This is a genomic window from Pontibacterium sinense, assembly GCF_015209595.1.
Classification (GTDB): Bacteria; Pseudomonadota; Gammaproteobacteria; order Pseudomonadales; family Balneatricaceae; genus Pontibacterium; species Pontibacterium sinense.
This window is the reverse complement of the sequence record NZ_JADEYS010000013.1, coordinates 113,396-139,062: the sequence shown is the minus strand read 5'-3', so window position 1 is coordinate 139,062 and position 25,667 is coordinate 113,396. Positions and strand designations below refer to the sequence as shown.

Sequence of the window (25,667 nt, the reverse complement as noted above, 5' to 3'; positions counted from 1 at the left end):
AGCGCAGCGATTCCCAACATCCAAATCCCATCACCCTCACGTAGGTTGGGACCAACACAGCGATTCCCAACATCTAATCCCATGATTGTGACAAGCGCGCAAACCGTTACGTCCAACCATAAGACTCCATCGACAACACACCATGCAGAATCCCTCCTTCAAGCACGCTGAGATGATCATTCGCATCGCTGGCACCCATCGCTATCAACAGCGGCAGGTAGTGCTCTGCGGTGGGATGTGCTCGTTGAAAGTCATCACTGTATCGCTGTGGTAAGGCAAGCGCTGAGAGATTTCTGTTGGACACCTGCTCACGCACCCAACCTTGAAAGCGTTGTACGTATTCGGCTGGCGGACTTCCCGGTGCGCAGATCTCATACAGATTATGCGTCAGGCCACCTGATGCGATCACCGCAATACCTTGATCCCGCAACGGCAATAACGCTTTACCCAACTTAATCAACGCTTCTGCATCCATTGTCATATCCAGCGATAGCTGAAACACAGGCAGATCTGTATCCGGAAGCAGATGTAACATCGGCACCCAAGCCCCATGATCCCGTCCTCGCTGGGCATTTAGCCCCACGGCTATACCCTGGTTCTCAAGCACCGCCTTAACCTGCGCCGCAATCTCGGATGAACCCGGCGCATCAAACTGAAGCTGGTAGAGTTCACGAGGGAATCCACCAAAATCATGCAGAGTTTCAGGCTGAGCGGCACTCATCAGTTCTAATCCACGGGTCATCCAATGCGGCGAGATCACCAGCACCGACACCACATCGCTGAACTGTTCACCAAAACCTGTCAGTAAAGCGCCAGCCTGCCCCGGCTCTACCGCAAACATCGGTGAGCCGTGGCTGATAAACATTGCGGGAGCACGTTGAGTCATAGATCTTCCTTAAACCATTTGAACCAGGGTAATTCTGGGCCGGCAGGTACAATGCCCGTCGGATTCAGCGCCTGAATCGAATAATATCCCGCTTTGATATGATCGATACGGGTGTTGTTCCGAAACGCTGGGATCTGCAACAGTCGCTCAAGATACGCAGACAGCTCCGGATAATCACTAATCCGCTTTTTGTTGGTTTTGAACAAACCATAATAGGCCACGTCAAAACGCACCAGCGTCACAAACAGACGAATATCACTCTCGGTCAGATGCTCACCCACAGCAAAGGGGTGGCGGGCAAAGTGGCTTTCCAATCCATCTAACGCCTCAAATACTTCGGTATAGGCTTCTTCATAGGCCTGCTGACTAGTCGCGAAGCCGGTACGGTACACGCCGTTGTTCACGCTATCATAGATACGGGCATTGAATGCATCGATCTCAGGCAACCGGTCCGCTGGACTCAGATCGATCCCGAACTGATGCAGCGGTTTCAGGTCGTTATTGAAGATCCGGAGAATATCCGCTGATTCGTTGTTCAGAATGCGCTGTTCCTGTTTGTCCCACAGCACCGGCACGGTGGCCCGCCCGGTGTAGGCCGGATCGGTCTGGGTATACAGCTGATGGATGAACTTCACCGGTTCATCAGCTTCCGGCGTACTGCCCGGATAGTCACCAAACTGCCAGCCCTCATCCGTCAGCTGTGGCTCCACTACACTCACCGAAATGTGTTGTTCCAAACCTAACAACGAGCGGGCTATCAATGTGCGGGTCGCCCATGGACAGATGTATCCCACGTACAGATGGAAACGCGGCGTTGCGTACTCACCTGCGGCCATCAGATTCACCACGTCTGATGGAATCGTTTCACGGAACGCACTGCTCTGACGAATAAACCGTCCCTGCTTGTCCTGCTTCTGCACCGGATCCCACTTCTTTTCCCAAACACCGTTTACCAGCATCAGATTTTCCTCAAATGTTGTTCAACAGGTGCTTGCTGCACTCATGTACTGCAAGCCCCATATCCATACAGCCCGACTTCAGGCAGCAGTCTTAGCCGCCGTGGCCTCGGTTTTATCCTGCTGCAGAGCAAACGCCCCATTACCCAAAAAGAACTGCGCAACAGAGGCTGCAATTAGAAACGCTGGATACTCCCAGCCGCCACCTTCGTTACCAAATCCCCAACCGTTCTGGCCATGCACCAACACGATGGAGCCAAGCAGAACCGGGATCAGCGCCAACGCAATCCAGCGGCTGTAGACACCGAATATCAACGCTACACCACCAGCAATTTCGAGCCCCATCGTCAGCGGCCCAAGAAACGCAGGTAAACCTAATGAACCAAAGAAGCCCGCCGTACCTTCTGGCGTAAATACCAAAAGCTTCAACAGACCGTGTGCCAGATACATAGCACCCAGCGCCAGACGTAAAACAGTCGCGGCATAATCGTTAGAGTTGTTAAGAGTGATCATTTCGTCTTCCCCGTTAAGTTGTTGAGGAATATTTTTGACCAACAAGCATTTCCAAACAATAATCATCTCAATTGACTCATTGTTAATAAATATTGAACAGTATGGATAAACTGAATCTGATGACCTCCTTCATCGCCGTGGCAGAAGAAGGCACTTACACAGCAGCAGCCAAGCATCTGGGCAAAACCAAGGCGCTAATCAGCACCCACGTGTCCCAACTGGAAGGCCTGCTGGATGTTCGGCTGATCACCCGCTCAACTCGCAGCATGCAGCTAACCCCAACGGGACAAAGCTACTACGAAGAAGCCAAAAAAGTACTGGATGACATTGCCACACTGGAGGCACAGGTCAGACAGGAACATCAGACGCTTGTCGGCCGATTGCGTATCTCTGCACCCGCAACGTTTGGCGAGCTGGTGATGATGCCGTTTATCGCCCAGATCACCTCGCAGAACCCACAACTCAATGTGGAGTTAATGCTGAATGATCGCTATGTCGATATCGTGGCGGAGGGATTTGACGCGGCGATACGCATCGGACATCTGGAGGATTCAACGCTGATCGCCCGTCCGGTTGGCAAGATCACCATGCGACTCTGCGCAGCGCCAGAATTTCTCGAGCAACACGGAATGCCCGCGTCACCGGATGATCTCTGCAACCTGCCCTGTGTCTTTGATACCAACTACCGGCAGGCCAACCGCTGGGGATTCACCCATGCCGGTCGGGCACTTGATGTAAAACCCAAGATCATCGCACGCGTGAATAGCGCACTAGCCGCCGCAAATATGGCAAAGACCGGCGCCGCAATCACCTATGCACCGGATTTCGCCGTACAGGACAGTCTGGCGAATGGTCGTTTGATCAGCCTACTGGAAGAGTGCTGCCTGACAGAGATCCCGATCAACATGATCTACCCGCACCGCAAACACCTCTCGGCCAAAGTCACCGCCTTTATCGAGCAGTTTTCAGCGTACGTTCAACAGAGGAATATCGAAGAGAGTGACTGACATTTTCGGCAAGAGCTAAGTGCTGATTCCAGTTTCAGGACAGCGCAAACAGATCGCTCTCTAACGCCAGCAACTTCTGCTTGGCAGGTAATCCGCCTGCATAACCCACTAGCTGACCGTTACTGCCAATAATACGGTGACAAGGCACCAAGATAGAGAGCGCATTCGCGCCATTGGCACTGGCGACAGCACGCACGGCCTTTGGATTATCCATCTTTTCTGCCAGCTGTTTATAGCTGGCCACGCTGCCATAGGGGATCTGTTGTAACTGCTCCCACACCAATTTTTGGAAGCCTGTACCCGCCGTCAGCAGCGGCACATCGAAGTCGCGGCGTTGCTGCAGGAAGTACTCCTCCAACTGCTGGATAGCAAGATCAATCACCGCATCACCCTGCTCTACGAACTCCGCATTGAGTGTTTTCTTAATACGATTATCTACCGCATCGCGCATCTTTCGATAGCGCCAGTCACACAAACATAAACGACCGTCAGTCGCGCCGAGAATCAACTCACCTACCGCCGTGGTGTAATACTGGATACTGATTGTTTTCGTCATGTAGGTGCTCCATCGATAGAACGCTGAACGCCGGACACAACCTTGTGACCGGCAAAGAACGGATGTGCAGTGTGCACCAAACGAATAATTGGAGAAAGCACTTCATATTTCATCGTGCAAGCCGGGATTCCCAACAAGGTCTAAACTTTGTGTCTCCAAGTCACAGGTTGCCGTAAACTTTTACCTCCATTTGCTGGTCCAACTGAACAATCCAACTCGAGGCTGCTGTTATGCATCAGGCAAATCCAGTGTTCCGCTGCGCGTCGTACGTGTTTTCAATCAGTCTGGTTTTCCTTTTATCTATCTCGACGACCTTTGCCGCCAATTTCGGTCACGAAGACGGTATCCAATGGCAACCCTGGGCACAGAGCACCTTCGCCAAAGCCAAAGCAGAGAACAAACTGATTCTGATTAACGTGGGCATGGAAGGGTGTACCGCCTGCAATCGAATGGAACGGGTCACCTATCGCAATCAAGCGGTGATCGATCTGATTAACCAGCACTTCATTGCTGTGGCCGTTGATGCACAAGCCCGACCCGATATAGGGGAACGCTATTCTGACTGGGCATGGCCTGCCACCGCATTTCTACTACCAAATGCCACACAGGTATTCGCAATGGCGGGTAACAAACTGCCGCGAAACTTTATTCCCATGCTGGATGATCTGGTCAGCCAGCACCAACAGGGCACCCTAAAACCCGACCCGAATTCGCCTTATGCCGCACCCAGCCAACCGGTCGACACTGAACTCACCCGTGTACGCGATCGGGTACGTATGCAGCTGGACCGGGCCTATAACGAAAAAACCAACAGCTGGGGACGCTGGGGCATCAACACGGAAGTGGTCGGCCCACGTCTGCATCATCTGTATTACCGCGCCCATCTGTACGATAACGCTGAGTTGCGCAACATGGCACTGAAAGTCAGCGACTCCTTTATTCGTGCATTGGATCCCGTCTGGGGAGGTATCTATCAAGTGCCTATCGCACCGGCCATTTCCCAACTACCGGATCGATTTAACAAACTGCGTGCCATACCGGAGAAACGGATCGGCAACCAAGCCAATGCCCTGCTTGCCCTGAGCGAAGCGTACCAACTCACCAACGATGAAAAGTATCGCCGTGCCGCAACCGAAGTTGATCGTTATCTAAATGACTGGATGCTCAGCCCTAATCAAACTTGGTACGCCAACCAGAAAGATGAACCGGCGGGCCTCCCCCACAATTGGTGGCCGCAGGATTACTGGTTACTGACAACTGATGCAGAGCGTCGAAAATACGGCATCCCACCCATTGATCACGCGGTCTATACCGATAAAAATGCGGAAGTGATCAGCGCCTATACGCGGGCCTATGAGGTGTTCAAAAACAAGGATTATCTTGGTCGCGCGATCAAGGCCGCGGACCACTTGCTGACAGAACGACTACAACCTGATGGCTGGATGCGACAGTCCGTCGATAACCAACAGATGAGTGCCGACCAGCGCGTTCACCCACATACAGAAGAGTTGCGGCCTTTCCTGCGTCCACAAGCCCAATTTGGCACCGCACTGTTGGATCTGTATCAGGCCACCGGACAGGCGCGTTGGTTACAACAGGCCCGCACACTGGCTGATGCCATGCTTACAACCTTGTACGATCATCAAAATAACGGCTTTTTTGCGACCACGCCCGATGATACAGCCTCGCTAATCCCGCCGCGCAAACCTCTGGAAGACAACGCACTGGCGGCCAGCTTCTTTTACGACCTGCACATCCTGACCAAAGACCCGCGTTACCAACCCATTGCCGAAGCGACGATCAGAGCAGTGGCTACACCTGACATTCTGGCACGCGAAGGCAAAATGACCGGAAAAACGGCATTGGCACTGGAGCAACTAACTGCCGCCTATGTCGAGTTCTCAGTTGTTGGTGCGCCAGATTCACCGATTGCTCAAGCACTCTACACGGCGGGCATGGATACCCACCACCCGCGTAAGCTACTGCACTACGAAAAACCAGGGCGTTATCCTGATCTGGGTAAACCGGTGGTCTTTATCTGCAACCCGGATCGTTGCTCTGTTCCACTGTTCACCCCAGAACAGGTTCGTGAAACCGCCGCGACGTTCCGTGCAGGGGCGACATCACTCTAATCAAAACGTATGTGGCATCTGGCACATAGGCTCACCCCAGCCCAATCACACCACCGCTAAAGGTGTGATTGGGCGATTCATCCGCACACACCCACACAGCATTTCCCCCTCCATTCTGCCTACCTTTTCATAACTCAAAGTGGGCCTAATAGATTACTTAAAAATGGGTCTTCGCCTACCCCATCCTATTTTCTATCCTAAGTGGCAATACAGTACTCGCCCACCGGTTCTAACCATGACGGCCGAGATACTTTACCGATCATTGATGGAGTTCTAAAACATGGAAACGCAAATAAACGCACTGGGACAGCATACCGGAGTCGACCTCGATAACTGGCAGCCGCGCGCATATCCCGGATCTGATCCGATGATGGGACGTTATTGCCGACTGGTCGCGCTTTGCCCTGAGACCCATGCACAACAGCTGTTCGAAGCATTTTCAGACGATACCAAGCAGCGCAACTGGACCTACCTGCCGTACGGGCCATTCGACACCCTGGAAAGCTTCAAAGGCTGGTTGGTTGAATCGAGTCAGAGCAGCGATCCACTTTTTTATACGATTATCGATCAGCGTAGTGATCAAGCAGTAGGGTTAGCCAGCTACCTGCGGATTGAACCCACCGTGGGTGCTATCGAAGTGGGTCATATTCACTTCTCACCACGCTTGCAGAAAACACCGTTGGCAACCGAAGCGATGTACCTGATGATGCATCGGGCGTTTGCTGAACTGGGCTACCGTCGTTACGAGTGGAAATGTGATGCCTGCAACCAGGGCTCACGTAATGCCGCTCAACGACTCGGATTCCAGTATGAAGGCATCTTTCGTCAGGCCACACTCTACAAAGGCCGGAATCGGGATACCGCGTGGTTTTCAATCATAGATAAGGAATGGCCCACACTGCAGGTCATGTTCGAGCGCTGGCTGGATGAATCCAACTTTGATCACAACGGCCAACAGATCAACAGCTTGCTAACCTGTTTAAAGGAGTACGCCGCATGAACATCACAGTTTCACCCCTCAGCCATGATGACTACGCACAGTGGCAAACCCTGTTCAGCGCGTATGCCGATTTCTATAAGATGCCGATGGATCGCACGATAATGGAAAACGTCTGGTCATGGATCTTTGATGACAACAAAGCGTTTTTCTCCCTGATCGCCAAAGATGAGAACGGCCAGGCCGTTGGATTTATGCACTACCGGGCGATGCCTTCACCACTGCGAGGCAGAGAGGTTGGATTTCTGGATGACCTGTTTGTCGATCCTGAATGCCGGGGATCAGGTATTGTAGATGCACTCTTCGATGCATTGACCGAATCAGCGAAAGCACAGGGCTGGCCCAACGTAAAATGGATCACCGCCGACAACAACTATCGGGGCCGAGCGGTATATGATCGTGTCGCCAACAAAACCCACTGGCAAACCTATCAACTGGATATTTCTTAAGGACTTAGTACTAAAACAAGTTATACATCCACTAAAGGATTCCCTCATCAGAGTGAATCCTTTCCCCATATCGCCCCCATACCCTCTACAAAAATGCACATCACTCCTGTAGTTTTCCCATCGGCTGATAGGTTTACGTACTCGAAAAATGAGGCGTACGGTATTTAGGCATTTCTATGTGATATGCCGCCTGGTCTGGCGGTAACGGACCGATACTCAGCTAATTAAAAGGATAAACAAAGGATGTTCACTAACATGTACGTTAAAACACTGCGCCATTTGGCACTTCTTCTCGCCACCCCTCTCGCAACCCAAGCCGTAGCAGATATCCATACCGATTATCAGAACGGCGTTGCCGATGCGGCATTTCTGGCGCAATCAGAGATCGACACCAATCTGAACGCAATCACCCCGGAAAATAAAAGTCTGGTCTGGAACGCGGACAAAACCAAAGTGCTGGTATCTACATGGAAAGCTCAGGGCGCTTACGACAAATTCATGAAGCCTTACACCAAAACGTCTGACAACCCAGCCTATGCGGTTTGGGTGACAGCCGTTCCTCAGGTGCATGCATTATGCAGCGCGTTCCTGAAAACTAATGCGGATAAATCGAAACAAGCTCTGGATCTGCGTTTGAAGCAATACTTGGGATTGAGTCCTGACTGGAACTACGACATGTTTGTTGAAATGTGGGTTAGCCCGGACGACATGTTCCGCCCGTGTGTCGACCCTCAGGTGAACGACAAGAGCTGTAACCTGCAGTTTGGCGACACCACACCGAAGGTTAAAAACATTCCTGACTATCAGGACTTTTACAGCGACCTGTATTACAAAAGCTACCGCGCCAGCGCCGGAGTACCTTGGACGGGTGTTGGTTACACCTATGATTGGGGTAACCCAGACAGTGATGTAGGTGCCAGTGAGTACATTCTGGTGCCGGGCGCAGACTATGAAATCAAACGTGCTGTGCCAACCGAACAATACTGCGCCGCTAACTAAGTTCGCCTGCGTATAACCAGATAGCCGACATCGGGGTGAGATCCACCCCGATTATTTAAATCAGGTAAAACATCAGGACTCTTCCAACAACTCAACCATCTGCACAGCTTTCGCTTGGCTAATCTCCCCCATCAAAGACGGATTCGATAACGCGTATACATAATCTTCGATGGCTGAATACTCGATATCGTCACGACACTCGATAAAGATCGCCCACTCCTCAAGGTCATCGGCTGATATCATCTCAGCAACGTATTGCTTCAGCACACCCACCAGAACCGATACCGAAGCCACAACAGGCTCAAACTCCGGCTCCCATGGGCAGCTAAGAAGATACCCAATCGCTTCGTCGCGATTGGGATCAAAGGTGATGATCTGTAGCAGTGCTTCTGTTTTATCGATACTCATGACGCGGAGTGTCTAACAGAATGGTACTGTCGGCAAGTGGGTGGGCGGCGACTTAGACAATAGCCTCTCGTTATCCTGACTGCTTTTGAGCGGGCATTACCACCTTTCCGTTATTTAACGAGATTATTTGGTCTACATGCATTTTATTGAGAACGGTTTCCATCAGTCCATACGTAAACTGTTCATCGAACAGAATATCGTTTAGAGCACCCATACCCATAGAATTGGAAAGGCGTATACTCCAGATTTTTTCATTATTCTTACGACTCACTAGTTTAGCTTCTGCATACATGAAAACCACGCTTGCGCCATGCGTGTGCATAGCCATATTATTGCTTCCTAAAAACTCAACAACCAACAAGTAATCACTATCCTTGCCATCCGTTGAATAAGTCCTGCTACCAGAAAAGCCATTTAGCTCAAGAACCTTCGGAGCATATTCTTTCATTAATTTTGGCATCTGATCATAGTTCAACCAACCATACATCACACTTGAATCTACCGTACTTCTAAATTCTCTATGAATATATAAAACACTCATATTTGAGACAGGAGAGTCAGGCTTTTTCCAGACTTCTGAGTTCATCGAGGTTGTTGCCGAGCAACCTGACAAAATAGCAAAAAAACCAGCTAGCAGAACTCTCATTAAAAACTTATTCCTAAACATATCAATATCCTTGTTAAGTATTTACAACTCTAGACTTAGCCACATAATCATGCAGACATTATTTGTTAAATCTAAAAATAAAGACACTATCAACCAGTAAAAGTTAAAACGACCAACGCAGGCGAGCTTTAGCGAGCCCTACGCTACTTGTTGCGCATTCATGTTTGGCCTTGTTATGTGGCTCTCAAAAAATCCCGTATAAAAGTCATCAACACTAATAATGAAAATATCACGACACAACCCAAGAAGGCTCTAATTGATCGCTTCACTGCAATAGCTTGCTTCATAGCAGTTTTGTATTCTTCGGAGTCTTGATCAAAGTGAATTTTCACTTCAGCTTCCGAAAGCATTCCATCCACATAAAACTTCTTTCCATATCGATTTTTGTACTTTTTTTCCAATATTTCCTTTACATCTCCCATATGATACTGAGCAATAATGTTATAAATAAACATATAGAAAAACAGTACAATAAATACAATTAATAGCGGAACTATCACAATCCTTTCATCAAAAAACACGTATCCATACCTCGACTACCGATTCACTAATACATAACGCTCTGCGCACAGGCGAGGAGCAAAGCGGCGAGTCCAGACCACTCGCGGACGATTGTGGCGTGCCTTGTTATAGCTCATACGCTAAAAACGGGAATCGTTTTCACAAGGCACACCATCATGATCACCGTCCATTTTAGTATTAGGACAATGGTTGATGAAATATACGGCTTCTGCACGTGAGGTCATTTGGCTGCAGTGCTGACGCCCATCGCATGAGAATTGTGGATCAGGAATAGAACGTACGGATTCCACCGACTGCTGCCGTAATGGCTCAGCATAAACAGGGTTGGGGGTGTTTGTAGACTTCTGGTAGTACTGCCACCCTGCGGCAACAACTAAAGCTAGTAATAACAGCTTTCTCAACGTAAACATCCTTATTTAAATAGAGCTATAACGCCGTTGTAACCGGCTAAAAATAGTTGGCTAAAGTTTTGTGAGGCACGAACAAAGCCAACTATTTTTTGTCCGCGTTGACAACCTTGTTATACCTGTCAATGAAGTGGGTAAATTGACAAGGCGAATTCATCATAAACGTCAACATCTTCAGGCTTTTGGTAATCAAATATTTCATACGATATATCAAATTTTTTATGATAATTAAAGTCGTAGAATTTGTAAGACCATTCCTCTTCTGAGTTTAAGACTATCCCTTTCGATTCCAAAGCTTTAACAACTAAGTCATAGAATACAAAATCCTTGTCTAACATTTCAAAAGAGTAGTTATCAAGCTCGAAGTTACATGAAAAAGATATCTCGACTATCCCTTTTAGGTGAAACAAATCCCATTCTTTATCTATGTCAACGCTAAACTCCACCGACTTAGAAATGAATGTGTTTTCAATGATTTCAACCTCAAATGTAATATCGCCAAATGCGTCATCAGAGAAAAGTATGTTTGTTACTATCTCTCGGCCAAACTTGTCAAATAATGAATCTATTTTTTCTGGCTCTAAGCTTAGCTTTTTAAGCCTTCGAGCTTGTTGGTTACGAAGGCTCTGTAAAATCACTGATAAATTATCTGTAGCAAAACAGGATGTCGCTTCAAAATCGCTATGGAATGGTTCTAACTCTTTGCTGTTTTTATTGGAAAGTTTGCAGAAGTCTTTTAAATTTTTCGTGTACAGGATTACTTGATTTCTTTTACTTTGTTTCTTTTTCGCAGATACAGCAATCAGATAATCTTTATACCCGAGCTCAACTTTATCATTAGTGAACGGGTGCTTTTTTAAGTACATTCTCCTCACAATTTCAGAATGGTCTTCTTTAGGGTATGGGAGCACTGTAATACGATGCTTTTTAATGAAATCATATAGATGATGCTCATATTGCTCTTTTCTTTTTCGTAGGTCCTTACTTGTTTCATCAACATTGAAACTGTTAATCTTTTTGGTCAACAAGGTTTTTTGAAGCGCATCGAACGATTTAATCAAAGAATCCACTTCATCGTCAAATTTTTGGGAGTATTGTCCGATTAGCTCGTCAATGACCACTTGCGGGAAACATATATTTATTTTATATATGCTAGAAAATTTAATTAATTTCCTTAAATCAACCTTTGTAAGGTCAAAATCATTAAATAAAATATTTGTATCTATAACTATATACTTGAACATGTTAATTCTTTCTTGAAAAGGTCACTGACTATAACCAAGGTATAACGCCCCAATAAGGGGCTTTTAATTGTTGACTAAAATGTGTAGCGGAGCGAAACCTAGCCAACAGTTAAAAGTCCCGCTTGATTGGCTTGTTATGTTTCGATTTCAACAAATTGTTCAAAACATTCAGTACACAGCCAATTATCATTTTCAGAATTATGATAGCCAATAGCATGTTCAGGCTGTTCACTTTTATAAAGTTTCCACCAGCATATTTGGCAGTGGTCATGATCCCAGTTTTCAGAATCAGAGTACCATTGGGTTTTCGACCATTTTTTTGTTTTAGCCCATGCAATGGGTTCTTCTACATCTTCTTTTTTCCATTCATCTCCATGAATAGTAACCATTTCCATAACAGTATCTCTAAAGAAACATAACGCTTTTGTAATGGGCCGCATTGCTGCGAAGCAGCGCAGTTCGCGGTCCAGCCTGAAAGGCGATTATTCACAAACTTGTTATGATTTATAATCGCATAAGGTATCGATACCTTTTCGAGATGATTTTACAAAATATTTTTTACCAAGAACGTCTTTAAAAAAGAATTTTTTCACTCTTTTTCCACTATGGAACGCGTCATAAAGCTCAGTCATATCATCATGCTTTATTCTCACTTCATATATATCACCATCTTCAAGTTTGACTCCGATATTATGCGCTAATTGCTCTGGAAGCTTTATGAAATCACCGCCGTCATCTCTATCTATTTTTTCAGAGTTTATTGGAGTTGAACTAGACTCTTTTCTTGATATTTGAGACCCAAAGTCAGTGAGTATTACAGGCCTTGGCCCCCTGTTAACTGCATAAATTCTCAACTGAGGAGGTGGATTTTCTGGGTCTTTTGAACCATCTAGGACCACAGTAGCGAAAGCGCACAACTTACTACGATCCCTATATATCCTGTAACCACTCACAACAAGGCTTGCCACCGAAATGAATACTGCAAACAACGATAGATATATTTCCATATTCTTCTATAAACTCGATAAAATAGTTACTCATAAAGCTTAGATAGACGGCACCGTAAAGAAAGCTTGGCGGCCGTGTTGCGCAAGCAATACGAGTGACAAGCTTTTAGGTGTCCGTTTATCGGTTTGTTATATGTCGATCGTACTTCTGCGACTTGGGAAATGACGATATCCATTCGTAGCTCTGTCCTTTTATCTACAACGTACGAGGTGTCCGCTGAGTTTCGCATCCTTGCTTCGAATCGGCTGCGCCGTCCGTCTTAACGCGTGTTAAGCGGCGTCGCTGAGACTTCGAAGCCTACACAAAGGTTGAAACGCTGACTATAGCCCTACGACTAATTGCTGTATATTTATACAGCCCACCAGCACACCAACAAATCCCGCTCCTTTCTTGAGCGATTGATCATATAACAGCTAAATAGACGTCAATTTGACGTATTTAAACGCGTCAAATTGATATATATCTCCGGAATGGGGGACGAACGAAAGGCAGGTAACGTATTGATGATCATAAGTTTGTCCTTCACTGCGTGCCGCCATCCATTGGGGAAATACATCAAACTGATAGGCTATTCTGGCACAGGTGTGGGTTCTGCGAAACTGGGGGCTGACTGAAATACCTGATATGTATCAACCACTGGTGAGTGTTTGCCCTAGCGCAAACATACAAAGGGAGATAGAACGAAGGGGATGGTCTTGATGCTTGTCGCAAGCTAATCAGGTAGCTGGCCTGCATCAAAAACCTTCTGAGATATGGCGCTATTCAGCTTCCGCCAAACGATTATCAGCATCTCTTAAGCGACGGGACATTTCACGAGAGAGGTTAAGTAGCAGTACACCAAAGTCGTTCGGCAGGTCTTGCTGTAACTCGCTAAAAAGGTGGCAGCTGACTTTTAACACAAGGGTGGGTTTTGTCGCAGCGGCATCCCCTACCCGGCTATGCAAACCGATCATCGCTACAAAGCCGACTTCCGTACCAAACTCATAGTCACGGATATGGGTCTGCTTACGCTGACAGGGTTTGTGAAACCCAATACAGCCATCGAGTATGACGTAGAAGCAATCACCCGCGTCACCTATTCTGAACAACTCATCACCAGATTCCATCTGCAACAGGTCGCCCTTGTCGAAGAGGTAATGCAGTGCATCGTCTGTCAGTGCACCGAATGTAGATGCATTTTTGAAGTAATCCAGACCATAACGTTCAAGAAGTTGTGCAGAGGTAATCTGTGCGGTCATTCGGATAGGTTCCTGTATGAACTCAGGTGTCTACCTGTAGCGTAGCAAATCAGTGTATGGATACGGGATTGCACCAAGGTGGTAGAGATCCATCAGATGAATAGCGTTAAATGAGATGCACCCTAAGGATATTCAGATATGACGGGGATAGGGATTGGAAACGAAACGGGTACCGACAACAAAGCCGGTACCCGAGCAGGTTGAAACACAACTAGAACGTGAGCAACCAGGTACTTAATGACGGCACCAGTGCAACCAGTACCCATGTCGCCATCAATGCATAGAGATACGGTAACGTCGATTTCACCAATCTGAGATACGGTATCCCGGTCATACTACTGGCGACATACAGGTTCAGACCGTATGGCGGCGTGATGAAGCCAATCGCATCACCAATCAGGAACAGCACCGCGAAGTGGATCGGATCAACACCGATACTCGCCGCAATTGGTGCCAGAATCGGCGCCAGAATGATGGTATTCGGCAAACTTTCCAGCACGGTACCGGCCAGCAACACCAGCAGCAGACATGCGAACAATATTGGGTAGTAACCGCCCAGCATACTGATCACGTCAGTGATGAACTCTTTAGCCCCCAGCAGCGACAGTACCTGCTGCATAACAACAGAGACGGCAATCAAAGGAGCCAGCATGCCGGTGATCTGACCGGAGCGCATCAGGATCGTTGGCAGAGCCTTGAGCTTGATTTCGCGTGTGACGAACACACCCGCCAGCAAACAGAATCCAGTGGTGATACCTGCCGCTTCGGTCGGCGAGAATGCGCCGGTATAAATACCCCAGAGTACGATACCAATGGCCAGAAAACCCAGCCATGCGCGCATACCCATTTTGGCCGCTCGCTTAGCTTCAAACTTCTGCAAGACCCCCCAACCGTTCTTACGACAGATGAAGTAACACACCAGCTGCATCGCCACGACCATCATGATGCCCGGAATCAAACCGGCCATAAATAGATCGCCGATTGGCAGGTTCATCATAAAGCCGTAAACGATGAAGATAATACTCGGTGGAATGATGATGCCTACGGTACCACCTGCTGCGATGGTCGCTGCAGCAAATTTCTCTTCGTATTTACCCTTCTTCATCTCCGGGTGCATGATGCCCCCGATGGTCGCAGTTGTTGCGGAGTTGGACCCGGAGATCGCTGCGAACAAGCCACACGCGCCCAATGAGGCCATACCCAAACCACCGTGCATCCAGCCCAGACAGGAGTATGCAAAGTCAGAAAGTCGTTTTGCGATCCCGGCGGCGTTGATTAAGTCACCGGTGAGTATAAACAACGGCAATGCCAACAGGCCGTAGAAGCTCAGGCCTTCGTACAGGGTCACACCCACGTTAGCCAGCGTAAAATCGATAACCAGACTGACGCCTACGACCCACAGTGAAATCACCAGAAAGATCGGTACGCCAAAAATAAACAGTGCAGTTACACCGAGGCTGATTAAGGTAATTAATAAACCATCCATCAATCTGCTCCTTAATCAAACAGCTGTGCTGAAGTCGTCAGTGGACGACCGGCGGAAAAGTTACGAATATCCTGTCGCAGATTCTGTACGACACGTGTTAGCAACAATGACCATGCAACCGGTGTCGCCATGTAGAACCACCACTGCATCACATCATCCGTCCCCTGCACGATGGCAAAGTTATCGTAGGAGATATATACCTGCTCGATGGAGTAGTACACAACGACTGCGCCCATGATGAACCAGCAAACTGCATCCAGTAGTAAGCACGCAAACTGCGCTTTATACGACAGTCGCTCGCGGACTTCCGTAAAGCGCAGATGGGATCGGCGCATAGTGTTGTAAGAGGCACCCATCCAGGTGAGCCATAGAAACAGGTAGATTGGAATAGTCGTACTCCAAGGAGCCTGTTCATTGAAAAAGAACCGACGAATCACCTCGACAAAGATGATGCCTGCCATTGAGATGTAGGATACGAGGATCACTGATTTCTCAAGGTTCTGTTCGACGGCGCGAAACATAGACCCTATGGTCATTTTGCTCGCCTCCTGATGATGTCGCGAAGTATCGCTCTTCCGACCTGTAGTTGAAGTCTGTACACCCGAATTCACGGTATCTCTCCACATTGTGGTTCAAAATTGCAGAGCTATCCCCTGATTCCACATAGAAAAGAAGAGCCAAAGAGAAGATCAATGTGTTCTGCAAGAATAGAGAGGCTGACCCCATCGCCTTAACGACAGAGCCAGCCGGGAGTGCTAGAAATTAGCTCTTCCACCAGCGGCGAGGTTCAACGTTCTCCGCCAAGGTATCACGAGGTATTTCACGTGCGATTTTGTGAATAGAGCTGTAGGTGTCATGACCGCCGGACCATTTGTCCAGACGCTCACGCCATTTAGCCCAAGGCTCAGGATTGAACTCAGGTGCACAAATACGTTCGGCTTTCGCACGCTCTGCATCAGACAGTGCGGCAACGCGTACGTTGTGCTGATCGAACAATGTACCCGGCAAGGACGGCACGGTAGCACCCACTGTGTTCACCAGCGCAGCTTCCTGAGCTGCCTGGATCTTCACCTGTGTTAGGTAAGACGATTCCATAACCGCATCCTGCAATTCACCGCTGAACGCGTCGAACTGGCTTGCACTCATCATCGTTGCTTCTGTACCACAGAAGAAACGCAGATCAACAGACTGAGACACAACCGGAGACATGTTGGCATAACCTACTGCACCGGCCCATGTTTCTGCACCATCAATCAAACCCTGCTTCAGGCCATCAAGTGTTTCAGACCACGCGATCGGTACTGGGTTAAGCTCCAGCAACTGCATCGCGATTCGACCCAGCTGTGTACCTGTTACACGGTTTTTAGTACCGCGTAGCTGCTCGATGCTGGTGATGAGCGGTTTATCCTGCCAACCCATACCCATCTGCAAGCCACGTAGTTCACAGTGAGAGAAGAGGAACTGGAGGCCATGCTTGGTACGCAGAGGATCACGCAGCAGCTTCTGGCTATCAGGGTGGTACAGGAAGTGGTACTGGGAAGCACGTGTTGGGAACATGTACGCATAGTCGAGTACGTTCAGGTACGGTGCGCCACCTGCAGAGTTCTGCGTGGACGCGGTGAACATATCAACAATGCCCTGCTGGGTCTTCTTAACGCAGTTAAGCTGACCGCAGATCTGGTTATCGCCAACGAATTCAACACGAATTTCACCATCAGTGCGCTCTTCGATGTCGTTCAGGAAATCGAGACAACCGGCACGTTCAATCAACAAGTTCTTTTCGTTAAAACCTGAAGCACCGAACGTCAGGGTATGTTTCGCCGGTTTTTTAAAGCGACGATTAGCATTGCTCTCTGCAGCTTGGGCAAGCTGAGGCAGAGAGAAACTACCCAAAGCGGCAGCGGCCAATACTGTAGAACTCATTCCGTAGGTAGCAGCGACCCGAAAGAAATCACGACGAGAAACAGTTTCCTTTGTGTTCTCTTGGGAGGTGGTTACTTTCTTCATTTTAAGTACCCGTATTTATTTTTATTCAATGAGGGGTTCAAAGTTTTTCGGCCTCTAATTGACCTTAGTCAAATTCAAGCCGCGTATTAAATAAAGCACACAAAATAACTTCATTCAAATCTTTTTGATAAAAAAAGTATCGTTTTGGTGTATTTTTGTAATTTCTATTGCAGTTAAAGCCAACCTTAGCGATCATGATCTAACCACTGATCTGCTGAAACGCTTATATGACGGGGGTTTCGTCAACATCTCCGGGGCAGATTAGAGATACATGGACATTCAGATTATTTTTACCCAACTCCTGCGAACTTGCCCTCAGTGTTTATACGGATAAATGACATTTTCATAAAAAAATTGAATAATTGGTCTCATCAATCCTACGAAATGGCACTTTATGATTTAGCTACTGTACGGGCCTCTTAGGCTGCGTAGACCTTCTAGCTGTTAGAAATCTTCAACTCAAACCCAAATTTTGTTTCATTTTTGGTTTATAATGAGACTTTTGCGGTTACAAGCAATACAACATCGATACGATTAAGGCAGGGTTCTTTACGTGACAGACACTAAAACGAAGGATAGAGGCTCATCCATCCAACGGGCGTTACAGATCATCGAAATCGTATCTAGCGCTGAAATGCCGATGACACCCAGCGAAATCAATCGCTCGCTAAAACTCCCTAAACCCACCATCCACCGTCTCTGTACTCAGCTGGAAGAGGAAGGTTATCTCCTGTCCCGGTTAGATGGCAGAGGACTATTGCCCGGCCCCAAGCTCAACAAAATTGCGCTGGGAGTGCTGAGCAATAACGATTTCCTGCGTACACGCCGCCACGCGATCCTTCAGCAGCTCTCAGAAAAGCTCGGTGAGACCTGTAACATTTCAGTACCCGACGGTGGTGAGATGATCTACTTCGACCGTGTTGAGACGCACTGGCCCCTGCGTGTTCAGCTACAGATCAATGATCGTGTCCCCCTGCATTGTACGGCCAGTGGCAAACTGTTCCTGAGTGAACTGTCTAGCATCAAACGCACCCGCTTGCTAAGCCGTATTGAGCTTGAACGCTATACGCCCAACACTCTGATCAGCGCGGAAGCACTGAAGCCGGAGTTACGCAAAATCCGCCAAAACGGCGTGGGTATTGATAACGAAGAGTTTCTTCAAGGCATGATTGCAGTCTCCCTGCCGATTCGAGATAAGGACGGACACCTGTATGCCGCACTCGCGATGCATGCGCCTACCGCCCGCCTTTCCCTGGAAAACGCCTTAGAGCATGTACCGGTTATGCGTGAGGCTGCAGATGAACTGGCTGCGTTAATGGATGATCTATCTGATCCGGACGCTGCGCCCGACGAAGACTAAGCATCAAAAAATGCCATTCTTCAGGCACAAAAAACCCGCCCTCAGCACACTGAGGACGGGAAGGGAGTGCGGTTCAAACTGCGGTGGCAGTATGAGCCGACGGTGACTTAGCATCCTCTTTCATCATGTCTGAACATTTTTCAGCAATCATGATGGTCGGTGCGTTGGTATTGCCTGAGACGATAACCGGCATAATCGACGCATCCGCGACCCTTAAGCCCTCCAGCCCATGTACACGTAGACGATCATCAACAACGGCCATCTCATCATGTCCCATCTTGCAGGTTCCGGTTGGGTGATAGATGGTCGTGGCGCGATTACGGGCATATTCCAACAACTCGGCATCGGTCTGATGCTGAACGCCCGGCTCGTGCTCCTCTTGAATCAGCGGAGCCAATGCAGGCGCATTTACGATACGGCGAGTCACCTTAATCGATTCGATTGCGGTTTTCTGGTCCTCTTCTGTGGCCAGATAATTTGGATGAATCGCCGGGTAATCCCGTGGATTGCGGGATTTAAGTTCGATATGACCGGTACTCGTTGGACGCAACTGACACACAGACGCAGTAAATGCAGAGAAGCGATGTGTGCCATCAGCAGGCTTATCTGCACTGAGTGGCTGTAAGTGGTACTGGATATCCGGTCGTACCATGTTCTTATCTGTTTTGGTGAAGATACACACCTGACTGGCCGCCATCGTCAATGGACCGGTACGGAACAGCGCGTATTCGATACCCATCATCACCTTACGAATCGGATTGTTCACCTCATCGTTCAGCGTGATCGGTTTATTCACCTTATAAATCGTACGAATCTGTAGATGATCCTGCAGGTTCTTACCGACACCCGGCATATCTTTAACGACAGAAATACCGTGCTTCTCCAACTCATTGCGATCCCCGACACCTGACAGCATCAGTAACTGCGGAGAGTTGATTGCACCTGCCGATAATACGATCTCTTTATCGCAATGAATGTGGGTCATCTGGCCATCGATTTCAACATCCAGACCCACCGCTCGGCTACCTTCAAACACAATGCGATGCACTTGTGCTTTGGTTGCCGCATCCAAATTAGGACGCTTCAGTGCCGGACGCAGGAAACCAACAGCAGTACTACAACGGGTACCGTTTCGGTTGATGGTGAGCTGAAAATACCCCACCCCTTCTTGCGTTTCACCATTGCTGTCTTCGTTACGCGGGATGCCTACCTGTTCAGCAGCATCAATAAACTTATCGCAAATCTCACGACGGATACGGATATTGGATACGGCCAGCGGGCCACCAACACCGTGATACTTATCTGCACCACGTTCCTGATCTTCTGACTTTATGAAGTACGGCAGAATGTCATCGTAGGACCAGCCTTTATTTCCCAGCTCAGCCCAGTCGTCATAGTCTTCTTTCTGACCACGCACATACAGCAAACCATTCAGGGAACTTGATCCGCCCAGTACTTTACCGCGCGGCCACTGTAGCTGGCGTCCATTGATACCCGGATCGGGTTCAGTCATGTAACACCAGTCGGTTTTAGGATTGTGCATGGTTTTAAAGTAACCGATCGGCACGTGAATCCAGGGATTGCTATCTTTGTTACCCGCTTCCAACAGCAACACGCTGTTGTCAGGGTTTTCGGACAGGCGGTTGGCCAATACACAGCCCGCAGAGCCAGCACCGATCACGATATAGTCATAGGTCTTATTCAAAGACATCACTCATACCATCTCATCTTATTGTTATTTGGGAGTCAGCTACTTACCCGCACCTTCCAGTTCATTCGCACGGATAAGTAGCTGTTCAATCAGCTGTCACGCCACTGTCAGGCACAGGTCGTTCCGTGACTGACCAATTCAGTATCATCTCGAAAAACCAATAAATCAACATTTTATTTAGTTTTTGATATTTATTGTCTCATTTAAATTTGATTATGTAATTTTTATGTTCTATCTTTCAGGTGTCCTGTCCCCAATAGCTTGATCTAGTACTCACCCAAAAAAGTACTAACCCAGGACACACTGATCAGAGGGACCTGATCAACTAACAACAATAAGAAAAAATAATAAAAGTGAGTTAATACATGTCCGCACTCTTTCACCTGAACCGTGACAGTAATGCTTCAACGCTGCAGAACCAGATTCGTGAACATCTGGTTAACGCGATACTAGGCGGCTATCTGCCCGCCGATGAACCGCTCCCATCCAGTCGCAGCCTCGCAAAATCACTGCAGGTTGCACGTAACACCATCGTGTTGGTCTATGACGAACTCACCGCCGACGGTTATCTGATTTCCAAAGAACGCAGTGGCTACTTCGTTGACCCCGCCTTTCTGAATAACCAGACACAAGCGGCAAATAGCGACGAAGAAGCCAACGATACGGTATACAAAAAAACCGATTGGACGAAAAAACTGAAGGTCCATGCCGGTACTCAGCAAAACCCGAGTCAGGCTCATGCCTGGCAATCGTTCCCCTACCCGTTTGTTTACGCACAACTCGACAGCAAGCTGTTCCCGATTGATAGCTGGCGTAAATGCTGGCGTGATGCGGTCAGCGTTCAGGCGATCCGCGACTGGACCTCTGATCGCTACGATAGCGATGACCCAATGCTGATCGATCAGATCCAGAAACGGATTTTGCCTAACCGGGGAATACAGGCGGATAGCGATGAAATTCTTGTCACCATCGGATCTCAGCACGCCCTTTACCTGTTAGCCCAATTGTTGCTGGATCAGACATCGAAGTTTGGTATAGAAGATCCCGGCTATACCAGCGCGGGACATATTGCTGAAGTGATTGGTGCCAGTGTGGCCAGCCTACCGGTTGATGAGCAGGGGCTGGTGGTGAACGATGGACTAAACGGCTGCAATGCGCTCTACATTACACCGAGCTACCAGTGCCCAACTACGGTTACCATGCCGCTTCAACGACGTATGGAGCTGCTGGAAAAAGCGACCGAGCAGGATTTTGTTATCATCGAAGATGACTACGAGATGGAGATTAACTACGACTCCAATCCTGTTCCTGCGCTCAAAAGCCTCGATAAACATGATCAGGTGCTCTACATCGGCAGTTTATCCAAGACACTCGCACCCGGTTTGCGTATGGGATTTATGGTGGGGCCAAAAGAGCTGATCCGCGAAGCCCGTAATTTACGCCAACTGATGCTACGACACCCCCCGCTCAACAACCAGCGCGCCGTCGCGTTGTTCCTGGCGCAGGGGTATCACGACGCTTTACTGCGCCGTCTCTCCCGTAATTTTCAGGATCGTAGTGAAGCGATGGCCGCCGCGCTGGACAAGTATCTGCCCGGCAGTTACCAACAGCCATCGGGCGGCTCATCCTACTGGTGTAAAGTGCCTGAACATATCGACACTGCAGTGCTAAAAGAAGAAGCAGCTAAACGTGGCCTGCTGATTATCTCCTGCAGCAGTTACCATTTTGGCGACCATCTGCCAAAGAACTACGTCAAGCTGGGTTTCTCTGCGATCGATATATCTGCTATTGAGCCAGGCATTAAGATATTGGCAGAGCTTATTCGGGAGATGTCCTAATGTCCTAATCTCTTAAACCTGATACCTGGGCTCAAAATCGGGACGAGGTGCTCTATCCAGTCCCGATTTTTATCTCTGATAATCCGTTTATCTGGACTCAGCAACACGCCAGCGGTTGGATCTAATCACCTTCCATCCTTCCCGTTAGCATCAAAGAATACCCATCGCCCTCCCTATCTTCTGTAGATACTCACCTCTACGACAAGGACTCGCCCTATGACACCCGAACAGATCGCAGCATTTATTCTGGTGATGATTGTCGGCACCTATACCCAAACCGTCACGGGCTTTGGTATGGGCATGATCGTACTGGGCGTTGTTGCACAGTTTGACCTGACCACAATCACCTTTGCTTCCGTGATTATCAGCCTGATGATGCTCGCGAATGGCTCTATTGCGCTCAAAGGCAGGCTGCAGGTACTGGACAAACAGGCGCTGAAGTACTCGATTATTGGGTTGGTGCCAGCACTTATTCTTGGTGTGTTTTTACTGACCTATTTAAGCCGCGATTTTGCACGCATCTTGCAAGGCATTCTGGGCGGTGCCATTTTCCTCGGCGGGGTCTTTATCATGATGAAGCCCGAACCTTTGAAGATACGTAGCGGTAATTTGAGCTTCAGTATTGCTGGCGCCACGGCCGGTGTTTTGGGTGGTTTGTTCAGCATCGCGGGTCCACCCTTGGTGTATCAGTACTACCGCCAACCCTTCAGTATCGACAACATACGTTTATCCTTGCTCGCCATATTCCTCATGATGAACATCGGCCGGCTGATTGTACTGGCCATTCAGGGTGAACTAACACTGGATATGCTTTGGATCGGCTTGATTTGTGTACCTGCCGTATCCCTCGCAACTGTTGCTGGCCGTCGTTTTCCACCACCGTTTAGCGATCAAACCATGCGACGCCTCTCGTTTCTCCTGCTGGTACTGATCGGTATCAGCCTGATGTTGACGGCTTAACCCACTTGCAAATCATTCATGCTGCCAGCAGTTTCTATTCAGACTGCTATCTTTGTTGGTGAGACTACCCAGTATACGAGAGAGGCAATCATGAACACGTTTACGATTGAGTCCTGGTGCAAACCGGCGGGAGCTGAAAAGTCTGTCCCGATGGGGCTGATTAGCTTTCGTGTTGGCGAAGATTATCGACTTCAGATGGAATCCATCGAAGACCGCTTAGCCGCGAACGACGACGAAACCCAAGCGGATATTAAGGTCAATCTATCAAGCCTTGAGCTGAAAACACCGGAAGACTGTGGCGCACTGGCAGATGCGTCATTCCACGTATTCGTGCACAAACACGAGCATCGGGGGCATTTCTTCCTGAAAGGCCACCGAGCTACTGATGACGCACTGATCTATTCCAATGCGGTGTTAGTCGATGAGTTAGGCTAACTCCAACCGATCGACCCTAAAAGACCTGATGGTTTTGATCGCAGCATCAATGACCGTTGGGTCTTTTTCTATATGGCTTCGGTGTCGACATAGACACGCACTCTCTTCAAATCCTCTTTATCGTCGCTCTCAATCACCGCACCAGACAGGTTTACTTCCACGTTAAAGTCATCGTGACTGATTGCGGGTCAACTACAACAGCCCATCGCGGTTCAGTCAGGAAATTTAAGCGTTTCATTGGTACGCCATCTACAAAGATACAGGCAATCAACCCCAGTCTTTGCTCTATCCAACCGCCTACTCATTCGTGACGGGAATCTCCGTGGTATTTTTATACTCTTCCATGGCAAACAAGGTACTAAACTTCACCACATTCGGATCGTAGTTCAACAGACGATCACAGAGCGCGGCGTACTCTTTCATATCCCTTAGGTGCAACACCAGAATGACATCTGCCTCACCAGTAACAGAATACGCCTGCGTGATCGCACCTTCCTGTTTCACCTTTTCAACGAAATCCTTGCGTGCCTCCGTACCGTGACGCTCCAGACTCACTTCAACGATGCCACACAATGAACGGTCCAGCTTATCCGGGTCCACTAGCACCACGGTTTTGGTAATCACACCGTCCGCTTTAAGCTTCTGTACCCGGCGCAAACAACTGGATGGAGACAAATTAACCAATGCCGCCAGATCCACATTGGATAGTGACGCATCCTGCTGCATCACCTCTAGAATTCGACGATCAATGTTATCCATTGCAACTTCTAACCACTATTAATATCACTTACGCAATAATAGCGCACAAATGCAAAATCATTGACCACACATTCGAAACACTTTTCGATAGCATAAAGCCATAGAATCTAATGACTTATGGCAACAATGAAATGTCTATTACCCTGATCTCCTCTGTTTTCGAACACCTAAAATCGATCATCAAAGATTCGATCCATCTCTTTTGGTCGCTTGTTAAGGTCATGATTCCGGTGATGATCGCCGTGAAGGTGGCTCAGGATCTGGGTGTCATCGATACACTCGCACTGTGGTTAAGCCCACTGATGGGTATCGTCGGTTTGCCAGAACAGGCCGGATTGGTCTGGGTCAGTGCCTTGCTGGTCAACATTTACGGCGGTGCCGCAGTATTTATCGGCATTCTGCCCAATCTAGAAATCACCGTGGCCGAAGTGACCGTGCTCTGGTCGATGGTGTTGATTGCCCACGCCCTGCCCGTTGAACAACGCATTGCACAGAAAGCCGGTGCCAGCTTCTGGTTTACCGCAGCGCTGAGATTCTTTGGCGCACTGATCTATGGCGCAGGTCTCAACGCAATCTACAAAGCCGGAGGCTGGTTGCAACAACCACTGGAGTTGGCCTGGTTGCCTCAACTGGAAGACACCAGTAAAGCGACGTGGGCAGACTGGACCTGGAGTAATGTTCAGTCGTTATTTTGGGTGTTTGTCATCATCGTGGTGTTGCTGGTTGTACTGAAGCTATTTGATCTGCTAAAGATCACCGATCTGCTATCAAAAGTTCTGACCCCCATCCTCAGAGTGATGGGCATTGAAGGCCGCGCGACTACACTGACCATGTTCGGCACGCTGCTAGGACTGACCTACGGCGGCGCACTGATTATCAAGGAAGCCCAAGCGGGTCATGTCGCTAAGAAGGACATCTTCCTGTCACTGTGCTTTATGAGCCTGTGTCACAGCCTGATAGAGGATACGTTGTTTGTAATGGCCCTCGGGGCGGACGCTACCGGTGTATTGCTAGGACGCTTTATCTTTTCCGTGGTGGTCGTAGCGATGATTGCCATTGTGCTAAACAAATTTAGGCACCCTATCACGTCAACTCATCAAAACTAGAGGACTCTCACCAGCG

Annotated in this window: 27 protein-coding genes; 10 read left to right on the top strand and 17 right to left on the bottom strand. The window is 48.5% G+C overall.

The genetic code is table 11. The features are described 5' to 3' along the window. Positions 1 to 106: 106 nt before the first annotated feature. The 3 genes from IOQ59_RS13660 to IOQ59_RS13650 all read right to left on the bottom strand — a co-directional run bounded on the left by IOQ59_RS13660 (position 107) and on the right by IOQ59_RS13650 (position 2,355). On the bottom strand, positions 107 to 886 hold the full coding sequence (locus IOQ59_RS13660) for a DODA-type extradiol aromatic ring-opening family dioxygenase (protein WP_193953929.1): 780 nt from the start codon (positions 884 to 886) through the stop codon (positions 107 to 109). Further along, entirely contained in the window at positions 883 to 1,845 is a 963-nt protein-coding gene (locus tag IOQ59_RS13655; RefSeq protein WP_193953928.1) for a glutathione S-transferase family protein, read from the bottom strand. The genes IOQ59_RS13660 and IOQ59_RS13655 overlap by 4 nt, the downstream gene beginning before the upstream one ends. 78 nt (positions 1,846 to 1,923) lie before the next feature. Next, a complete protein-coding gene (locus IOQ59_RS13650) occupies positions 1,924 to 2,355 on the bottom strand; it encodes a DoxX family protein (RefSeq protein ID WP_193953927.1) in 432 nt (143 codons plus the stop codon). Between the two features lie 101 nt (positions 2,356 to 2,456). On the opposite strand from IOQ59_RS13650, the gene IOQ59_RS13645 reads away from it, so the two are divergent. Continuing rightward, on the top strand, positions 2,457 to 3,362 hold the full coding sequence (locus tag IOQ59_RS13645) for a LysR family transcriptional regulator (RefSeq protein WP_193953926.1): 906 nt from the start codon (positions 2,457 to 2,459) through the stop codon (positions 3,360 to 3,362). Between the two features lie 34 nt (positions 3,363 to 3,396). On the opposite strand, the gene IOQ59_RS13640 is transcribed toward IOQ59_RS13645, so the two are convergent. Beyond that, complete coding sequence (locus IOQ59_RS13640) at positions 3,397 to 3,918, bottom strand: methylated-DNA--[protein]-cysteine S-methyltransferase (RefSeq protein WP_193953925.1); 522 nt, start codon at positions 3,916 to 3,918, stop codon at positions 3,397 to 3,399. Between the two features lie 230 nt (positions 3,919 to 4,148). Between IOQ59_RS13640 and IOQ59_RS13635 the strand changes: the two genes are divergently transcribed. From IOQ59_RS13635 to IOQ59_RS13620, 4 genes are all read left to right on the top strand, one after another. Continuing rightward, positions 4,149 to 6,050, top strand: a complete 1,902-nt coding sequence (locus IOQ59_RS13635; RefSeq protein ID WP_193953924.1) for a DUF255 domain-containing protein — start codon at positions 4,149 to 4,151, stop codon at positions 6,048 to 6,050. 280 nt (positions 6,051 to 6,330) lie between these two features. Next, the gene (locus IOQ59_RS13630) at positions 6,331 to 7,050 is read left to right on the top strand and encodes a GNAT family N-acetyltransferase (RefSeq protein ID WP_193953923.1); all 720 of its coding nucleotides are present in this window, start codon (positions 6,331 to 6,333) and stop codon (positions 7,048 to 7,050) included. Continuing rightward, positions 7,047 to 7,496 carry a GNAT family N-acetyltransferase gene (locus IOQ59_RS13625; RefSeq protein ID WP_193953922.1) on the top strand — a complete coding sequence of 150 codons (450 nt, stop codon included), beginning with the start codon at positions 7,047 to 7,049 and terminating at the stop codon, positions 7,494 to 7,496. Before IOQ59_RS13630 ends, IOQ59_RS13625 begins: the two co-directional genes overlap by 4 nt. A 243-nt stretch (positions 7,497 to 7,739) precedes the next feature. Beyond that, positions 7,740 to 8,495, top strand: coding sequence for a hypothetical protein (locus tag IOQ59_RS13620; RefSeq protein WP_193953921.1), 756 nt, complete (start codon positions 7,740 to 7,742; stop codon positions 8,493 to 8,495). A 72-nt stretch (positions 8,496 to 8,567) separates the two neighbouring features. On the opposite strand, the gene IOQ59_RS13615 is transcribed toward IOQ59_RS13620, so the two are convergent. The 11 genes from IOQ59_RS13615 to IOQ59_RS13565 form a co-directional block, all read right to left on the bottom strand. Next, entirely contained in the window at positions 8,568 to 8,903 is a 336-nt protein-coding gene (locus IOQ59_RS13615; protein WP_193953920.1) for a hypothetical protein, read from the bottom strand. A gap of 70 nt (positions 8,904 to 8,973) precedes the next feature. Next, positions 8,974 to 9,570: a hypothetical protein gene (locus IOQ59_RS13610; RefSeq protein ID WP_193953919.1), complete on the bottom strand. Its 597-nt coding sequence runs from the start codon at positions 9,568 to 9,570 to the stop codon at positions 8,974 to 8,976. Positions 9,571 to 9,743: 173 nt separating this feature from the next. Further along, entirely contained in the window at positions 9,744 to 10,091 is a 348-nt protein-coding gene (locus IOQ59_RS13605) for a hypothetical protein (protein WP_193953918.1), read from the bottom strand. 120 nt (positions 10,092 to 10,211) lie between these two features. Then, on the bottom strand, positions 10,212 to 10,493 hold the full coding sequence (locus IOQ59_RS13600) for an excalibur calcium-binding domain-containing protein (protein WP_228050899.1): 282 nt from the start codon (positions 10,491 to 10,493) through the stop codon (positions 10,212 to 10,214). A 128-nt stretch (positions 10,494 to 10,621) separates the two neighbouring features. Further along, on the bottom strand, positions 10,622 to 11,743 hold the full coding sequence (locus IOQ59_RS13595) for a PIN domain-containing protein (RefSeq protein WP_193953916.1): 1,122 nt from the start codon (positions 11,741 to 11,743) through the stop codon (positions 10,622 to 10,624). 134 nt (positions 11,744 to 11,877) lie between these two features. After that, a complete protein-coding gene (locus IOQ59_RS13590; RefSeq protein ID WP_193953915.1) occupies positions 11,878 to 12,138 on the bottom strand; it encodes a hypothetical protein in 261 nt (86 codons plus the stop codon). 102 nt (positions 12,139 to 12,240) lie between these two features. After that, the gene (locus IOQ59_RS13585; RefSeq protein WP_193953914.1) at positions 12,241 to 12,750 is read right to left on the bottom strand and encodes a hypothetical protein; all 510 of its coding nucleotides are present in this window, start codon (positions 12,748 to 12,750) and stop codon (positions 12,241 to 12,243) included. Between the two features lie 759 nt (positions 12,751 to 13,509). Continuing rightward, positions 13,510 to 13,989, bottom strand: a complete 480-nt coding sequence (locus IOQ59_RS13580) for a cyclic nucleotide-binding domain-containing protein (protein WP_193953913.1) — start codon at positions 13,987 to 13,989, stop codon at positions 13,510 to 13,512. A 211-nt stretch (positions 13,990 to 14,200) separates the two neighbouring features. Continuing rightward, a complete protein-coding gene (locus IOQ59_RS13575) occupies positions 14,201 to 15,475 on the bottom strand; it encodes a TRAP transporter large permease (RefSeq protein WP_228050898.1) in 1,275 nt (424 codons plus the stop codon). An 11-nt stretch (positions 15,476 to 15,486) separates the two neighbouring features. After that, positions 15,487 to 16,011 (bottom strand): TRAP transporter small permease, encoded by a 525-nt coding sequence (locus IOQ59_RS13570; RefSeq protein WP_193953911.1) that lies wholly within the window; start codon positions 16,009 to 16,011, stop codon positions 15,487 to 15,489. Between the two features lie 226 nt (positions 16,012 to 16,237). After that, positions 16,238 to 17,482 (bottom strand): TRAP transporter substrate-binding protein, encoded by a 1,245-nt coding sequence (locus IOQ59_RS13565; protein ID WP_193953910.1) that lies wholly within the window; start codon positions 17,480 to 17,482, stop codon positions 16,238 to 16,240. A gap of 553 nt (positions 17,483 to 18,035) precedes the next feature. Here IOQ59_RS13565 and IOQ59_RS21640 point away from each other — a divergent pair. Then, positions 18,036 to 18,842, top strand: a complete 807-nt coding sequence (locus IOQ59_RS21640) for an IclR family transcriptional regulator (RefSeq protein WP_371871869.1) — start codon at positions 18,036 to 18,038, stop codon at positions 18,840 to 18,842. 73 nt (positions 18,843 to 18,915) lie between these two features. On the opposite strand, the gene IOQ59_RS13555 is transcribed toward IOQ59_RS21640, so the two are convergent. Then, positions 18,916 to 20,553, bottom strand: a complete 1,638-nt coding sequence (locus IOQ59_RS13555; RefSeq protein WP_193953909.1) for a GMC family oxidoreductase — start codon at positions 20,551 to 20,553, stop codon at positions 18,916 to 18,918. A gap of 365 nt (positions 20,554 to 20,918) precedes the next feature. On the opposite strand from IOQ59_RS13555, the gene pdxR reads away from it, so the two are divergent. The 3 genes from pdxR to IOQ59_RS13540 all read left to right on the top strand — a co-directional run bounded on the left by pdxR (position 20,919) and on the right by IOQ59_RS13540 (position 23,786). Then, positions 20,919 to 22,391, top strand: coding sequence for a MocR-like pyridoxine biosynthesis transcription factor PdxR (gene pdxR / locus IOQ59_RS13550; RefSeq protein ID WP_193953908.1), 1,473 nt, complete (start codon positions 20,919 to 20,921; stop codon positions 22,389 to 22,391). Between the two features lie 216 nt (positions 22,392 to 22,607). Then, on the top strand, positions 22,608 to 23,351 hold the full coding sequence (locus IOQ59_RS13545; RefSeq protein WP_193953907.1) for a sulfite exporter TauE/SafE family protein: 744 nt from the start codon (positions 22,608 to 22,610) through the stop codon (positions 23,349 to 23,351). 90 nt (positions 23,352 to 23,441) lie between these two features. Further along, positions 23,442 to 23,786: a hypothetical protein gene (locus IOQ59_RS13540; protein WP_193953906.1), complete on the top strand. Its 345-nt coding sequence runs from the start codon at positions 23,442 to 23,444 to the stop codon at positions 23,784 to 23,786. 297 nt (positions 23,787 to 24,083) lie between these two features. Here IOQ59_RS13540 and IOQ59_RS13535 read toward each other — a convergent pair whose 3' ends face one another. Continuing rightward, positions 24,084 to 24,545, bottom strand: a complete 462-nt coding sequence (locus IOQ59_RS13535; RefSeq protein WP_193953905.1) for an Lrp/AsnC family transcriptional regulator — start codon at positions 24,543 to 24,545, stop codon at positions 24,084 to 24,086. 131 nt (positions 24,546 to 24,676) lie between these two features. On the opposite strand from IOQ59_RS13535, the gene IOQ59_RS13530 reads away from it, so the two are divergent. Continuing rightward, positions 24,677 to 25,651, top strand: a complete 975-nt coding sequence (locus tag IOQ59_RS13530; protein ID WP_193953904.1) for a nucleoside recognition protein — start codon at positions 24,677 to 24,679, stop codon at positions 25,649 to 25,651. Positions 25,652 to 25,667: the final 16 nt, after the last annotated feature.

What these genes read in the sequence shown, in the direction of transcription:
- IOQ59_RS13635 (WP_193953924.1), top strand. Translation starts at nt 4,149, where the DNA reads ATGCATCAGGCAAATCCAGTGTTCCGCTGCGCGTCGTACGTGTTTTCA.
- IOQ59_RS13610 (WP_193953919.1), bottom strand. Translation starts at nt 9,570, where the DNA reads ATGTTTAGGAATAAGTTTTTAATGAGAGTTCTGCTAGCTGGTTTTTTT.
- IOQ59_RS13570 (WP_193953911.1), bottom strand. Translation starts at nt 16,011, where the DNA reads ATGACCATAGGGTCTATGTTTCGCGCCGTCGAACAGAACCTTGAGAAA.
- IOQ59_RS13540 (WP_193953906.1), top strand. Translation starts at nt 23,442, where the DNA reads ATGAACACGTTTACGATTGAGTCCTGGTGCAAACCGGCGGGAGCTGAA.
- IOQ59_RS13625 (WP_193953922.1), top strand. Translation starts at nt 7,047, where the DNA reads ATGAACATCACAGTTTCACCCCTCAGCCATGATGACTACGCACAGTGG.
- IOQ59_RS13545 (WP_193953907.1), top strand. Translation starts at nt 22,608, where the DNA reads ATGACACCCGAACAGATCGCAGCATTTATTCTGGTGATGATTGTCGGC.
- IOQ59_RS13640 (WP_193953925.1), bottom strand. Translation starts at nt 3,918, where the DNA reads ATGACGAAAACAATCAGTATCCAGTATTACACCACGGCGGTAGGTGAG.
- IOQ59_RS13650 (WP_193953927.1), bottom strand. Translation starts at nt 2,355, where the DNA reads ATGATCACTCTTAACAACTCTAACGATTATGCCGCGACTGTTTTACGT.
- IOQ59_RS13660 (WP_193953929.1), bottom strand. Translation starts at nt 886, where the DNA reads ATGACTCAACGTGCTCCCGCAATGTTTATCAGCCACGGCTCACCGATG.
- IOQ59_RS13565 (WP_193953910.1), bottom strand. Translation starts at nt 17,482, where the DNA reads ATGAAGAAAGTAACCACCTCCCAAGAGAACACAAAGGAAACTGTTTCT.
- IOQ59_RS13575 (WP_228050898.1), bottom strand. Translation starts at nt 15,475, where the DNA reads ATGGATGGTTTATTAATTACCTTAATCAGCCTCGGTGTAACTGCACTG.
- IOQ59_RS13585 (WP_193953914.1), bottom strand. Translation starts at nt 12,750, where the DNA reads ATGGAAATATATCTATCGTTGTTTGCAGTATTCATTTCGGTGGCAAGC.
- IOQ59_RS13620 (WP_193953921.1), top strand. Translation starts at nt 7,740, where the DNA reads ATGTTCACTAACATGTACGTTAAAACACTGCGCCATTTGGCACTTCTT.
- IOQ59_RS13630 (WP_193953923.1), top strand. Translation starts at nt 6,331, where the DNA reads ATGGAAACGCAAATAAACGCACTGGGACAGCATACCGGAGTCGACCTC.
- pdxR (WP_193953908.1), top strand. Translation starts at nt 20,919, where the DNA reads ATGTCCGCACTCTTTCACCTGAACCGTGACAGTAATGCTTCAACGCTG.
- IOQ59_RS13580 (WP_193953913.1), bottom strand. Translation starts at nt 13,989, where the DNA reads ATGACCGCACAGATTACCTCTGCACAACTTCTTGAACGTTATGGTCTG.
- IOQ59_RS13535 (WP_193953905.1), bottom strand. Translation starts at nt 24,545, where the DNA reads ATGGATAACATTGATCGTCGAATTCTAGAGGTGATGCAGCAGGATGCG.
- IOQ59_RS13555 (WP_193953909.1), bottom strand. Translation starts at nt 20,553, where the DNA reads ATGTCTTTGAATAAGACCTATGACTATATCGTGATCGGTGCTGGCTCT.
- IOQ59_RS13655 (WP_193953928.1), bottom strand. Translation starts at nt 1,845, where the DNA reads ATGCTGGTAAACGGTGTTTGGGAAAAGAAGTGGGATCCGGTGCAGAAG.
- IOQ59_RS13595 (WP_193953916.1), bottom strand. Translation starts at nt 11,743, where the DNA reads ATGTTCAAGTATATAGTTATAGATACAAATATTTTATTTAATGATTTT.
- IOQ59_RS13530 (WP_193953904.1), top strand. Translation starts at nt 24,677, where the DNA reads ATGTCTATTACCCTGATCTCCTCTGTTTTCGAACACCTAAAATCGATC.
- IOQ59_RS13615 (WP_193953920.1), bottom strand. Translation starts at nt 8,903, where the DNA reads ATGAGTATCGATAAAACAGAAGCACTGCTACAGATCATCACCTTTGAT.
- IOQ59_RS13590 (WP_193953915.1), bottom strand. Translation starts at nt 12,138, where the DNA reads ATGGAAATGGTTACTATTCATGGAGATGAATGGAAAAAAGAAGATGTA.
- IOQ59_RS13645 (WP_193953926.1), top strand. Translation starts at nt 2,457, where the DNA reads ATGGATAAACTGAATCTGATGACCTCCTTCATCGCCGTGGCAGAAGAA.